9 protein-coding genes and 1 pseudogene are annotated in these 13,847 nt (G+C 71.7%); 8 read left to right on the top strand and 2 right to left on the bottom strand.

The genetic code is table 11. The features are described from left to right. Positions 1-24 precede the first annotated feature (24 nt). Positions 25-2,172, top strand: a pseudogene (locus ACIA8D_RS37370) (putative bifunctional diguanylate cyclase/phosphodiesterase); the annotation flags it as partial. A 34-nt stretch (positions 2,173-2,206) separates the two neighbouring features. Here ACIA8D_RS37370 and ACIA8D_RS37365 read toward each other — a convergent pair. Next, on the bottom strand, positions 2,207-3,112 hold the full coding sequence (locus ACIA8D_RS37365; protein ID WP_399239155.1) for a LysR family transcriptional regulator: 906 nt from the start codon (positions 3,110-3,112) through the stop codon (positions 2,207-2,209). A 131-nt stretch (positions 3,113-3,243) separates the two neighbouring features. Here ACIA8D_RS37365 and ACIA8D_RS37360 point away from each other — a divergent pair, with 131 nt between their 5' ends. The 5 genes from ACIA8D_RS37360 to ACIA8D_RS37340 all read left to right on the top strand — a co-directional run bounded on the left by ACIA8D_RS37360 (position 3,244) and on the right by ACIA8D_RS37340 (position 8,463). Next, complete coding sequence (locus tag ACIA8D_RS37360; protein ID WP_399239153.1) at positions 3,244-3,915, top strand: succinate dehydrogenase; 672 nt, start codon at positions 3,244-3,246, stop codon at positions 3,913-3,915. A 5-nt stretch (positions 3,916-3,920) separates the two neighbouring features. Further along, positions 3,921-5,879, top strand: coding sequence for a fumarate reductase/succinate dehydrogenase flavoprotein subunit (locus ACIA8D_RS37355; protein ID WP_399239151.1), 1,959 nt, complete (start codon positions 3,921-3,923; stop codon positions 5,877-5,879). Then, entirely contained in the window at positions 5,876-6,622 is a 747-nt protein-coding gene (locus tag ACIA8D_RS37350) for a succinate dehydrogenase/fumarate reductase iron-sulfur subunit (protein ID WP_399239149.1), read from the top strand. The genes ACIA8D_RS37355 and ACIA8D_RS37350 overlap by 4 nt, the downstream gene beginning before the upstream one ends. 255 nt (positions 6,623-6,877) lie before the next feature. Continuing rightward, the gene (locus ACIA8D_RS37345; RefSeq protein ID WP_399239147.1) at positions 6,878-7,654 is read left to right on the top strand and encodes a GNAT family N-acetyltransferase; all 777 of its coding nucleotides are present in this window, start codon (positions 6,878-6,880) and stop codon (positions 7,652-7,654) included. Further along, positions 7,651-8,463: a lysophospholipid acyltransferase family protein gene (locus ACIA8D_RS37340; RefSeq protein ID WP_399239145.1), complete on the top strand. Its 813-nt coding sequence runs from the start codon at positions 7,651-7,653 to the stop codon at positions 8,461-8,463. Before ACIA8D_RS37345 ends, ACIA8D_RS37340 begins: the two co-directional genes overlap by 4 nt. 24 nt (positions 8,464-8,487) lie before the next feature. Here ACIA8D_RS37340 and ACIA8D_RS37335 read toward each other — a convergent pair whose 3' ends face one another. Continuing rightward, positions 8,488-10,893: an ATP-binding cassette domain-containing protein gene (locus ACIA8D_RS37335; RefSeq protein ID WP_399239143.1), complete on the bottom strand. Its 2,406-nt coding sequence runs from the start codon at positions 10,891-10,893 to the stop codon at positions 8,488-8,490. Positions 10,894-11,063: 170 nt separating this feature from the next. Here ACIA8D_RS37335 and ACIA8D_RS37330 point away from each other — a divergent pair, with 170 nt between their 5' ends. Together ACIA8D_RS37330 and ACIA8D_RS37325 are read left to right on the top strand one after the other, a co-directional pair. After that, positions 11,064-12,686 (top strand): phosphodiester glycosidase family protein, encoded by a 1,623-nt coding sequence (locus tag ACIA8D_RS37330; RefSeq protein ID WP_399239141.1) that lies wholly within the window; start codon positions 11,064-11,066, stop codon positions 12,684-12,686. Positions 12,687-12,717: 31 nt separating this feature from the next. Further along, a complete protein-coding gene (locus ACIA8D_RS37325; protein ID WP_399239139.1) occupies positions 12,718-13,710 on the top strand; it encodes an alpha/beta hydrolase in 993 nt (330 codons plus the stop codon). Positions 13,711-13,847 lie beyond the last annotated feature (137 nt).

Genomic DNA, 13,847 nt, shown 5'->3' with positions numbered 1-13,847 from the left:
AGGTCGGCACGGACCGACGACGGTATCGGCGGTGATGCGTCGGCCGGGCCGGAAGACAGAGTGCGCGAGTTCGCCACGCTCTGGAGCCGGGAGATCTTCCCGCTCACGGCGACCTCGCTGACCCGGCACGAGTTCGAGGCGGAACTCGTGCCGCTCGTGCGCCGGCTGCGCACCGCGCTCGCCGCGCAGGCCCTGGACCGCTCGGAGGCGCAGGCCGTCGGCGCGGCCCTGGTCGAAGTGCACTGCACCGATCCCGAGGCACTGACCCAGACCCTCGACGTGGTGGAGACACATCTCGTCGGGCACTGTGCGGAAAAGGCGCCCACCGCGGGGCGCGCGGAGGAACTGCGCTCGCGCTGCGCCCGTATCCAGCACGCGATGGCCGCCGGGTTCGCGGCCGCGCTGCGGGAGCGCACCCGCGCCGAACAGGAGGCCATATCGCGGGCCGCGCTCGACGCCCGCAGCGCCGTCGCCGAGGCCCTGCACGCGAGCGAGGCCAAGTTCCGCGCGGTCTTCCACGGAGCCGCGATCGGCATCGGGATCGCCGACCTCGACGGCACCATCATCGAGGTCAACGAGACGATGGTGCGGATGTTCGGCGGCAGCAGGCAGCAGCTGCTCCAGCGCAAGGCCCACGAGCTGACCCACCCCGAGGACGCCCCGCACATCTGGCGCATGTACCACGAGCTGGTGCAGGGCGAGCGCGAGCACTACCGGGTGGACAAGGCCTACTCGCGCCCGGACGGCACGGCCCTGTGGACGAACCTGACGGTCTCCCTGCTGCGCGACGCGGACGGCGTCCCCCAGTACCAGCTGGCGCTCATGGAGGATGTCACCGAGCGCCGCCTGCTGAACCTGCGGCTGCGCTACGAGGCCACCCACGACGCGCTCACCGGGCTGCCCAACCGCACCCTGTTCTTCGAGCGCCTGGAGAAGGTGCTCAGCGCGGGCGGGGGCATGCGCTTCGGTCTGTGCTACCTCGACCTCGACGGCTTCAAGACCATCAACGACAGCCTCGGCCACGCGGCCGGCGACCGGCTCCTGGTCGAGGTCGCGGACCGCCTCCAGGCCTGCGCCACCGCCCCCGGCGAGATGGTCGCACGGCTCGGCGGCGACGAGTTCGTGGCCCTGACCACCGGCAAGGACACCCAGGCCGAGGTCGACGAACTGGCCGGACGCATCATGCACGCCCTGGCCACCCCCATTCGTATCGACGGCCGCGAGCTGACCGTGCGCGGCTCGGTCGGCATCGTCGAGGGCCCGGCCGCCGAGCGCAGCCCCGCCGAGGTGCTGCGCAGCGCCGACATCACGATGTACCGGGCCAAGTCCGCGGGCGGCAACCGCTACGAGCTGGCCGACCCGGAGGCCGATGCCCGCGCCATCACCCGGCACGGCCTGACGACGGCGCTGCCCGCCGCCCTGGACCGCGGCGAGTTCTTCATCGAGTACCAGCCCCTGGTGCACCTCGGCGACGGCAGCGTGCGCGGCGCCGAGGCTCTGGTGCGCTGGCTGCATCCGCAGCACGGGGTGCTCGGCCCCGACCGCTTCATCCCGCTCGCCGAGCACACCGGCCTGATCGTGCCGCTCGGCCGCTGGGTCCTGGAGGAGTCGGTCCGACAGGCGCGGGTCTGGCAGGACCGGTACGAGGAGGCGGGCCCGTTCCGCATCAACGTCAACCTGTCCCCGATGCAGCTGACCCACCCCGGTCTGGTGGCGGACACGGTCGAGATCCTGGAGCGCTTCGGCCTGGAGCCGGACGCGCTGTGCCTGGAGGTCACGGAGTCGGCCCTGATCGGCGCGGACGACGACCTCCTCAAGCCCCTCAGACGGCTCTCCGAGATGGGCGTCGACATCGCCCTCGACGACTTCGGCACCGGTTACTCGAACCTGGCCAACCTGCGCCGCCTGCCCGTGAACGTCCTCAAGTTGGACCGCTCCTTCACGCAGGGCATGCAGCAGTTCCCCGCGGACCCGGTCGACCTGAAGATCGTCGAGGGCATCGTCTCGCTGGCTCACAGCCTCGACCTCTCGGTCACGGTCGAGGGCGTCGAGACGGGCGCCCAGGCGGAGCAGCTCCGCCACCTGGGCTGCGACACGGCCCAGGGCTGGTACTACGCCCGCCCTGGTCCTCCGGACCGCCTCCACGAACTGGCCTTGGCGGACGCGACAGGCCCTAGAGCCGGGGCTCCGCCCCGGACCCCGCGCCTCAATCGCCGGCGGGGCTGGGTTGTCCCTCGAACAGCATCCGCTGAAGCTCGCGCGCAGCGCGTGGTGGGGCCACGTCGGACCGGTGCGCGAGCGCGATCGTGCGGCTGAGCCCCGGCTTGGCCAGGGGCGTGACCCGCAGGTCCGCCCCCGCCCGGTGCGCCACCATCCACGGCACCACCGCCACCCCGAGCCCGGCCCGTACGAACCCGAGGACCGCGTCCATCTCGCCGCCCTCCACCGCGAAGTCCGGCTCGAAGCCCTCGCCCCGGCACGCGGCGACGGTCAGCTCCCGCAGGTCGTACCCGTGCCGGAACATGACGAGGCGTTCGCCCTCCAGGTCGGAGATCCGCACGGACCTGCGGCTCTGCCCCGGCGCGGGCGCGTCCTTGGACGACACCACCACCAGCTCCTCGCGCAGCAGCTCCACCGTCGTCAGGGCGGGCGCGGGCGCGGGCAGCGGGAGCACGACGAGCGCGAGGTCGAGGGCGCCGCGCGCGAGTTCCCGTACGAGGTCGTGGGAGCCGCCCTCCTCGATCATCAGCTGGATCCCGGGATAGCGGTCGTGGAAGGAGCGCAACACGTCCGGCAACAGGCCCGTGCACAGGGAGGGCGTCGCGCCGAGCCGCACCCGCCCGCGCTTGAGCTGGGCCAGCTCCTGCACCTCGTGTCGGGCGGTGTCCGCGTCGGCGAGGATCCGGCGGGCCAGCGGCAGCAGTGCCTCGCCCGCGTCCGTCAGCGAGATGTTCCCCCGGGCCCGCAGGAACAGATCGACGCCCAGCTCCCGCTCAAGGGCCCGGATCTGCTGGGACAGCGACGGCTGCGCGACATGCACCAGCTCGGCGGCGCGTGTGAAGTGCCGGGTCTCCGCGACCGCGACGAAGTACTGGAGCTGCTGGAACTGCATGGGCCCACCTTAGACCGTCGATAGTGAAAGCCTATGGAAATGAGCCGCACCATGTCTTGGACCGATCGGGCCTTTGGGCTCTAGCGTCTTGACCCATGGCTCTGGCAACGCGGACGGACCGACGGCCGTCCATGGCACGTACTGTCTGGGACAGTTCCGTCGGCAAGAAGACAGTGATGGCGGTGAGCGGGTTCGTCATGCTGCTCTACCTGGTCGCGCACATGATCGGGAACCTCAAGATCTTCTTCGGCCCCGAGGAGATCAACCACTACGCCGTCTGGCTGCGCACCATGGGCGGGCCCGTCCTGCACTACGAGTGGGGCCTGTGGATCGCCCGCGTCGTGCTGATCGTCGCCGTCGTCGCGCACGCCACCTCCGCGTACCAGCTGAGCCGCCGCGGCATCAAGGCGCGCTCCACCAAGTACGCGCACAAGAAGCCGCGCTCCGACTACGCCACGCGCACCATGCGCTGGGGCGGCATCATCCTCGGCCTGTTCATCGTCTGGCACATCCTCGACCTGACGACCGGCACGGTGCACCCCGGCGGCTACGAGCACCTGCACCCGTACCAGAACGTCATCGACACGTTCTCGACCTGGTACTCCAACGTCATCTACATCGTCGCGATGCTCGCGCTCGGCTTCCACATTCAGCACGGGTTCTGGAGTGCCGCGCAGACCCTCGGCGTCGGCAGCCGCACCCGCGACCGTGTCCTGAAGACCGTCGGCAACGTACTCGCCGTGGTGCTCACGCTCGGCTTCATCGCCGTGCCCGTGGGCGTCATGACCGGATTGGTGAGTTGAGAGACATGACTGTGAACACGCAGTACGCCGAATACACCACCGGTGAGCCGGTCGCCGACACCAAGGCCCCGGCAGGCCCCGTCAACGAGCGCTGGGACACCCGCCGCTTCGAGGCCAAGCTGGTCAACCCGGCCAACCGGCGCAAGCACACCGTCATCGTCGTCGGCACCGGACTCGCCGGCGGCTCGGCGGGCGCCACGCTCGCCGAACAGGGCTACCACGTCGTCCAGTTCTGCTACCAGGACTCGCCGCGCCGCGCCCACTCGATCGCCGCGCAAGGTGGCATCAACGCCGCGAAGAACTACCGCAACGACGGCGACTCGGTGCACCGCCTCTTCTACGACACCGTCAAGGGCGGCGACTTCCGCGCCCGCGAGTCGAACGTGCACCGCCTCGCGCAGATCTCCGTCGAGATCATCGACCAGTGCGTCGCGCAGGGCGTGCCCTTCGCCCGCGAGTACGGCGGCCTCCTCGACACCCGCTCCTTCGGCGGCGTGCAGGTCTCGCGTACGTTCTACGCCCGCGGCCAGACGGGCCAGCAGCTCCTCCTCGGCGCGTACCAGGCACTCAGCCGCCAGGTCGCCGCCGGGAACATCGAACTTCACCCGCGCACCGAGATGCTCGACCTCGTCATCGTGGACGGCAAGGCCCGCGGCATCGTCGCCCGCGACCTGATCACCGGCAAGATCGAGACCTACTTCGCGGACGCCGTCGTGCTCGCGTCCGGCGGCTACGGCAACGTCTTCTACCTGTCGACGAACGCCATGAACTCGAATGCGACGGCCATCTGGCGCGCCCACCGGCGCGGCGCCTACTTCGCGAACCCGTGCTTCACGCAGATCCACCCGACGTGCATTCCGCGCACCGGCGACCACCAGTCGAAGCTGACCCTGATGTCGGAGTCGCTGCGCAACGACGGCCGGATCTGGGTGCCGAAGGCGAAGGGCGACGACCGCCCGGCGAACAAGATCCCCGAGGACGAGCGCGACTACTACCTGGAGCGCATCTACCCGGCGTTCGGCAACCTCGTGCCCCGTGACATCGCCTCCCGCGCCGCGAAGAACGTGTGCGACGAGGGCAGGGGAGTGGGCCCCGGCGGCCAGGGTGTGTACCTCGACTTCGCCGACGCCATCGAGCGGATGGGCCGCAAGGCCGTCGAGGCCAAGTACGGCAACCTCTTCGACATGTACGCGCGGATCACCGACGAGGACCCGTACAAGACACCGATGCGGATCTACCCGGCCGTGCACTACACTATGGGCGGGCTGTGGGTCGACTACGACCTCCAGACCACCATCCCCGGCCTTTTCGCCGTCGGCGAGGCCAACTTCTCCGACCACGGCGCCAACCGGCTCGGTGCGAGTGCCCTGATGCAGGGCCTGGCCGACGGCTACTTCGTCCTCCCGGCCACCATCAACGACTACCTCGCAAAGCATCCGCACACCGACGAGGTGAACGCCGAACACCCCGCCACCGTCGAGGTCGTGCGCGAGACCGAGGAGCGGCTCGCCAAGCTGCTCGCCGTCGACGGGGACCGCACGCCCGACTCCTTCCACCGTGAACTCGGCGAGCTCATGTGGGAGTTCTGCGGCATGGCCCGCACCGACGCCGGGCTGCGCAAGGCCCTCGACCGGATCCCGCAGATCCGCGAGGAGTTCTGGCGCCGCATCAAGGTGCCCGGCACCGGCGAGGAGTTCAACCAGTCGCTGGAGAAGGCCAACCGCATCATCGACTACATCGAGCTCGCCGAGCTGATGTGCCTCGACGCCTTGCACCGCGCCGAGTCCTGCGGCGGCCACTTCCGTGAGGAGTCGCAGACCCCCGACGGCGAGGCCGCCCGCGTCGACGAGGAGTTCTCCTACGCCGCCGCCTGGGAGTTCACCGGCACCGGTACGGCCCCCACTCTGCACAAGGAAGACCTGGTCTTCGAGTACGTCCACCCCACTCAGCGGAGCTACGCATGAAGCTCACCCTGCGCGTCTGGCGCCAGAAGAACGCCGACGCCGAAGGCGCCATGTCCACGTACGAGGTGGACGGGATCTCGACGGACATGTCGTTCCTCGAAATGCTCGACACCCTCAACGAGGAGCTCATCCTCAAGGGCGAGGACCCGGTCGCCTTCGACCACGACTGCCGCGAGGGCATCTGCGGCGCCTGCTCGCTCGTCATCAACGGCGACGCGCACGGCCCGGAGCGCACCACCACCTGCCAGCTGCACATGCGGTCCTTCAAGGACGGCGACACCATCGACATCGAGCCGTGGCGCGCCTCCGCCTTCCCGGTCGTGAAGGACCTGGTCGTGGACCGCTCGGCCTTCGACCGGATCATCCAGGCCGGCGGCTACATCACGGCCCCGACGGGCGCGGCCCCCGAGGCGCACTCCACGCCCGTGCCCAAGCCCGACGCCGACTTCTCCTTCGAGCACGCCGAGTGCATCGGCTGCGGCGCGTGTGTGGCCGCGTGCCCGAACGGCGCGGCGATGCTGTTCACCTCGGCGAAGATCAACCACCTCAACGTGCTGCCGCAGGGCGCGCCCGAGCGCGAGACCCGCGTCCTGGACATGGTGGGCCAGATGGACGAGGAGGGCTTCGGCGGCTGCACGCTCACCGGCGAGTGCGCGACGGCCTGCCCGAAGGGCATCCCGCTGTTCTCCATCACCAGCATGAACAAGGAGTGGCTGCGCGCGAACCGGAAGGTCAGCCGCTGACCCTTCGATGAACGTCCCGCGAAGAGCGCGGGGTGGGCGGGACCGGATGTGGTGCTCAACCCCCGGTCCCGTCATCGTTTTCCGGCCCGTGCCGGTGCGCCGAGGGGCGGCCACCCCGGGCATTCAACCTCCCCACATCCGCGCACGACACGCTGGTCACGTACACGCCAACCGGGATCGGAAGAACTGAGGCGGAAGGCCGCACCACGTCGGCCCCCCCACCTCCGCCGACAGGCACGTGACCAGGAGTCAGTCATGACCGGCGCACGTACGCTCCACCGCCCCGCACGATCCGTCGCACCCACCCGCTACACCGTCGGCCTCGCCCGCGACGAGGCCGACGTCCGCGCCGCCCAACGGCTGCGCCACGATGTGTTCGCCCTCGAAATGGGCGCCCGGCTCGACACCCAGCGCCCCGGACTCGACGTCGACACGTTCGACGCCCACTGCGACCATCTGCTGGTGCGCGAGACACCCGGCGGACAGGTGGTCGGCACCTACCGCCTGCTGCCGCCCGAGCGCGTCGCCGGGGCCGGCCGGCTGTACTCCGAGGGCGAGTTCGACCTCAGGTCGCTCGCCCCGATCCGCTCGGACCTCGTCGAGGCCGGTCGTTCCTGTGTGCACCCCGACCACCGCGACGGCGCCGTCATCGGACTGATCTGGGCGGCCATCGCCCGCTACATGGTCGACCGCGGCCACGAGTGGCTCGCGGGCTGCTGCTCGATCCCGCTCGCCGACGGCGGCGCGCTCGCCGCGGCGGCCTGGGACCGGGTGCGCGCCGGGCACCTCGCACCCGAGGAGTATCGGGTGACCCCGCTGCGCGCCTGGCGCCCCGATGCCGTCCCCCGTCCCGCCGGACGCACCGCGCTCCCGGCCCTGCTGCGCGGATACACACGGCTCGGCGCCTGGGTGTGCGGGGCGCCCGCGCACGACCCCGACTTCGGGGTCGCCGATCTGTACGCGCTGCTCTCGATGCGCCGGATGAACACGCGCTACCTGAACCACTTCCTGTCGCTCGCCCCGGCCCGATGAGCGTCTGGCTGCCCACAGCGCCCTGCTCCAGCGCGTGCCTGGAGGACGAGAGCGCGGGTGTGCGGGTGCCGCGTGCGGTGCTGCGTCTCACGGCGCTGCTCGCGGTGCTGGGCGTGGGCGTCGTGTTCCTGCCGTTCGGCCGGTGGCTGCCCGAGGGAGGGGTGCGTCTGTTCGCCAGGGCCGTCGTGCGCGCCACCGGGGTGCGCCTGCACCTGACCGGCGCGGCGCCGCCCTCCGGTGGGCTGCTGATGGTCGCCAACCACATCTCCTGGATGGACGTCCCGCTGCTCGCGGCCGTCCGGCCGGCCCGCATGGTGGCCAAGAAGGAGATCAGACGGTGGCCGGTCGCCGGTTTCCTGGCGGCGCGGGCGGGGGTGGTCTTCCTCGACCGCGACCGGCTGCGGGCGCTGCCCGGCACGGTGGCCCGGCTCGCCGCGGTCCTCGGGCGGGGCGGCGCGGTGGCGGTGTTCCCGGAGGGCAGCACCTGGTGCGGCCGGGCGCGGGGGACCTTCCGCCGGGCCGCGTTCCAGGCCGCCCTGGACGCGGGCACACCGGTGCAGCCGGTGCGGCTCGGCTACCGCCTGCCCGACGGCACGGTCAGCACGGCGCCCGCGTTCGTCGGCGACGACACCCTGTTCGCGGCCCTGTGGCGGGTGGTCTCGGCGCGCCGGATCGAGGCGCATGTGGAGATCCGCCCGGTACTCGCTGCGGGCCATCACACGGACCGCAGATCGCTGGCCGCGGCGGCGCAGAACGCGTCGGGGAGGCGAGCGCCGCACGGACCACCGGTGCTCCCCGGCGGTCCGTAAGGTGCACTGGCGCTCGCGGGAAACTCAGGACCCCAGCAGGCGCCGCAGGTAGGGAGCGGTCCGGCTCGCGGTCTCGGCGGCCACGGTCGCGGGCGGCCCGGCGGTCACCATCCGTCCGCCCGCGGCCCCGCCGCCCGGCCCCATGTCGATCACCCAGTCCGCCCCGGCGACCACCGCCATGTCGTGCTCGACCACGATCACGGAGTGCCCGGCGTCGACGAGCCCGTTCAGCTGCCGCAGCAGCACCTCCACGTCGGCCGGGTGCAGCCCGGTCGTCGGCTCGTCGAGGAGATACAGGGTGTGCCCGCGCCTTACCCTTCCCCAAGCTCTTCGAGCAGGGGATGCCCCATGCAACTCGCTGGCGAGCTTGACGCGTTGGGCCTCGCCGCCCGACAGCTCGGTGGCGGGCTGCCCGAGCCGCAGATAGCCGAGGCCGACGTCGAGCAGCGTGCGCAGGCTGCGAAGGACCGGCCTGGCCGCGTCGTCGTCGGCCGCCTCGAAGAATTCCGCCGCCGACTCCACCGTCAGATCGAGCACCTCGGCGATGTTCCGGCCCCGGTAGGTGACTTGCAGCGTCTCCGGGTTGTAGCGGGCGCCCGCGCAGTCCGGGCACGGTGTGTAGGTGCTCGGCAGGAACAGCAGCTCCACGCTGACGAAGCCCTCGCCCTGACAGGTCTCGCAGCGCCCGCCGGTGACATTGAACGAGAAGCGGCCGACGCCGTACCCGCGCGCCTTCGCCTCGTCGGTCGCGGCGAACACCTTGCGGACGACGTCGAACAGGCCCGTGTACGTGGCCAGGTTGGAGCGCGGTGTGCGCCCGATCGGCTTCTGGTCGACGACCACGAGCCGGCCGACCCCCTCGACGTCCTCGGTGATCTCGCCGATCAGCGTCGACTTCCCGGACCCGGAGACACCCGTGACGGCGGTGAAGGCGCCCAGCGGGAACGCGGCGCTCACCTCGCGCAGGTTGTGCCGGGTGACCGGTCCGACCTTCAACCAGCCGGTGGGCGTGCGGACATCACGCTCGCCGACCGGTTCGTCGTCGAAGAGATAGCGGGCCGTCGCCGACTCCGCGACCTCCCGCAGCCCGTCCACCGGACCGCTGTGCAGCACCCGGCCGCCGTGCTCCCCGGCCAGCGGCCCGACATCGACCAGCCAGTCCGCGTGCCGCATGACATCAAGGTGGTGCTCGACCACGAAGACGGAGTTGCCGGACGCCTTCAGCCGGTCCAGGACGGTGAGCAGGGACTCGGTGTCGGCCGGATGCAGTCCGGCCGACGGCTCGTCGAGGACGTACACGACACCGAAGAGCCCCGACCTCAACTGCGTTGCCAGGCGCAGGCGTTGCAGCTCGCCCGCCGACAGGGTGGGGGTCGACCGGTCGAGGCTCAGATAGCCGAGGCCGAGCTCCGTGACCGTGGCGATGCGGGCCCGCAGATCCTCGGTGAGCACGCGCGCCGTCTCGGACGTGTCGCCCTCGGCGGCGAGCAGCTCGGCGAGGTCCGCGAGCGGGACACCGGCGAGATCCGCGATGGTACGGCCCCCGAACGTGACGGCCAGTGCCTCCGCCCGCAGCCGGGCACCCCCGCACACCGGACACGGCGTGCTCTCCAGGAACTTCTCCGCCTTCGCACGCAGCGACTGGCTCTTGGAGTCCGAGAACGTCTTGAGCACGTACCGGTTCGCGCTCATGTACGTGCCCTGGTACGGGCGGTGGATGCGGCCCGCGTCGCGCACCGGGTGCACGGTCACCACCGGCTGCTCGTCCGTGAACAGGATCCAGTCCCGGTCCGTCTGCGCCAGCTCCCGCCACGGCCGGTCGACGTCGTGGCCGAGCGCGTCCAGGACGTCGCGCAGGTTCTTGCCCTGCCAGGCGCCGGGCCACGCCGCGATGGCCCCTTCGCGGATCGACAGCGAGGGGTCCGGGACGAGCAACTCCTCGGTCGTGCGATGCACTTGGCCGAGTCCGTGGCACGAGGGGCAGGCCCCGGCCGCCGTGTTCGAGGAGAAGGCGTCCGAGTCCAGACGCTCGGCGCCCGCCGGATACGTACCGGCCCGCGAGAACAGCATCCGCAGCGAGTTCGACAGCGTCGTCACCGTGCCGACCGAGGAGCGGGACGTCGGCGCCGAACGGCTCTGCTGCAGCGACACCGCCGGCGGCAGCCCGCTGATCTCACCCACCTTCGGCGCGCCGACCTGGTGGATCAGCCGGCGCGCGTACGGGGCGACCGACTCGAAGTAGCGGCGCTGGGCCTCCGCATAGATCGTCCCGAAGGCGAGCGACGACTTCCCCGAGCCCGACACCCCCGTGAAGACCGCGAGGACGTCGCGCGGGATGTCGACGTCGACGCCCTTGAGGTTGTGCTCGCGGGCGCCCCGCACCCGCACGAGACCGTCGTGGCGGGGATCGGGCGAGGTGGGGTCGTGCATGGGGCGGGCTCCCGGTCGTACGGCTGTCGCGGCTGCGTACCCCATGATCCACCACCGGCGTGCCGAAGGCGGCACGGAGAACGCCCGATGAATGATGTGCACATGCCTTGACTGGTGGTCATGGGCTCACGCACCGTTACGGAGGTCGTCATTCGAGCAGTGGGGGGCTTGTGAACGGCAGACTCTTCGGCGTGGGCGCGGCGTTGTGCGCTCTCGCCCTCGTGGGCGCGGCACCGGCGCCCGCCACGTCGTCAGCGGCCTCGTTCGGGCCCCGGCACGGCGGGCTGCCGCTCGGCCCCGCCGATCTGTCCGAGACCCGCACGACGCGGACGCTGCAACCGGGCGTGACGCTCACCCGGATCGTGCGCGGTGCGGACGCCCCGGCCATGGCGTGGACCGTGGAGGTCTCCATCCCCGGCGGCGCCGGATCGCCCGACCCGGACGCGCCGCCGACCGCCCTGAAGGACGGGGCCAGCGCCGCCGAACTCGCCTCCGACCTGCGCGCGGACGGCTTCGACGCTCGTTCCGAGAAGGTCACCACGGCCGCGACCGCCGACTACGCGGGCGGCACGCTCGGCTGGCGGGTCCGCGTCGGCAGCTTCCGGACCGAGGCCGCCGCCACCGCCGAACGCACCCGGCTGCGCGCCGCCGGCCACACCGGATCCGCCTGGTACACCGGCTGGGACGGGAACGTGGGGGACCGCGGCCCCTGGCACGTGGACGTGCTCACCATCGACCCGAAGAAGTTCGACGGCGACCTCAAGGCGTCGTACGGCCCCGACCTGGAGAACCGCGAGACCACCAGCGCGCTCGCCGCCGCCGAGGGGGCGACGGCCGGGGTGAACGCGGGCTTCTTCGTCCTCGACCCCAAGGCGGGCGCCCCCGGCGACCCCGCCGGTGTCGGAGTCTACGATGGTCGCCTGCTGAGCGAGGCGGTGAACGGCCGCCCCGCTCTCGTCGTCCACGACTCCGCGCGCGGCACAGGCGTGGAGCGGTTCACCTGGCAGGGGAGCGTCCGCGCCGGAGGGGCGAAGCTGCCGCTCGACGGCATCGACCGCGTCCCCGGACTGATCCGCAACTGCGGCGGCACCGCCGACGACACCCCGACCGCCACGCCGCTGCACGACACCACCTGCACCGACCCCGACGAACTCATCGCCTTCACCCCGGAGTTCGGCAAACAGACGCCGAAGGGTGAAGGGGTCGAAGCCGTCCTCGACCGGACAGGCCGGGTCGTCGAGGTGCGCACCCCGCGCGGCGGCGCCCTGCCCGCAGGAGGCCGCAGCGTCCAGGCCACGGGTGCGTACGCGGCACGGCTGACGGCCCTGGCGAAGACCGGTCAACACCTGCGCATCCAGGGCGGGTTGAAGGACACCAAGGGCCGCGCTGTGCCCACTTCCCGTTCGACCGGCATCCTCGACGGCGGCCCCGAACTCGTCCGCGACGGCCGCCGCCACGTCACCCCGGCCACCGACGGCATGGTGCAGCCCGGCAACCCGAGCTTCTACTACGGCTGGGTGCACAAGCGGAACCCGCGCACCCTCGCGGGCACGGACGCCGCGGGACGCACCCTGCTCGTCACCGCCGACGGCCGCAGCACCGGTTCCCTCGGCCTGAGCATCAACGAGAGCGCCGACGTCGCCGAGTCCCTCGGCCTGCGGGACGCCATCAACCTCGACGGCGGCGGCTCGACCACGATGGTCGTCGACGGCCAGGTGATCAACGACCCGTCGGACGCCACCGGCGAACGCCCGGTCGGGGACGCCTTGTTGGTGCTGCGCGACACCCACTGACGCACGCGCCGGACGATTCGAGGGAGCCGACATGACCGCCGCCCTGACCCGCCGCACCAGACGCCTGTTCCTCGTCCTCGCCGCCCTGCTGCTCACCCTGGGCTCGGCCCCGTCGGCGGTCGCCGCCACGCGGGCGGAGCCCGCCGCCGAGGTCGTCGACGTCACGCAGGTCGCCGACCGCCAGGTGGACCTCTCCGTACGCGCATCGGCCCTGGGCGGGCGCACCGTCAAGGTCCGCCTGCTCACCCCCGACGGCTGGAACCCGGACGACCGCACCAAGCACTGGCCCACCCTGTGGCTGCTGCACGGCTGCTGCGGCGACTACACGTCCTGGACGAACATGACGGACGTCGCCTCCGTCGACAGCCTGCGCGACGTCCTCGTCGTGATGCCGGAGGCGGGCTGGAACGGCTGGTACAGCGACTGGTGGAACCACGGCGCGGGCGGCGACCCGGCCTGGGACGCCTTCCACACCCGCGATCTGCGCCGCCTGCTGGAGAGCGACTGGGGAGCGGGTTCGCGCCGCGTCGTCGCGGGCCTGTCGATGGGCGGCCAGGGCGCGCTCCTGTACGCGGCCCGGCACCCGGGGATGTTCAAGGCGGCCGCGGCCTACTCGGGCTCCGCGCACCCGCTCCTGAACGACGAGTCGACGGACCGGATCATGGGCTTCTTCGCCGGCCAGGGCAACGATCCCCTGCGTATCTGGGGCGACCCGGTGGCCCAGCGCGACATCTGGCAGGCCCACGACCCGTACTACCTGGCCAAGCGCCTCAAGTCCCTCCCCGTCTACCTCTCCTGCGGCGACGGCACCGCGGGCCCGCTCGACCCGCCCGGCGCCACCAACGCCCTGGAGGCCGACTTCAACCGCCAGAACCACGCCCTGGCCGCCCAGTTGAAGAAGGCGGGCGCCAAACACCTCACCACCAACTTCTACGGTCCCGGCACCCACACCTGGCCGTACTGGCAGCGTGAACTGCACACCTCGCTGCCGATGCTGCTGCGCGCCCTCAAGGCAGACGGTTAGGGCTTGTCGTTTGGATCAGGCCGGGCTCGCGGGGCCTGGCATGCACGCTCGCGGCGTTGTCGTCGGTCGACGACGCTCCGCGTCGCCTCCCTCCTCCGCCTTGCGATCGCACGCACCAGGCCCCGCTCCCTGATCCG

Source organism: Streptomyces sp. NPDC051684 (genome assembly GCF_044453445.1).
Taxonomy (GTDB): domain Bacteria; phylum Actinomycetota; class Actinomycetes; order Streptomycetales; family Streptomycetaceae; genus Streptomyces.
This window is presented reverse-complemented; position numbering and strand designations above follow the sequence as displayed.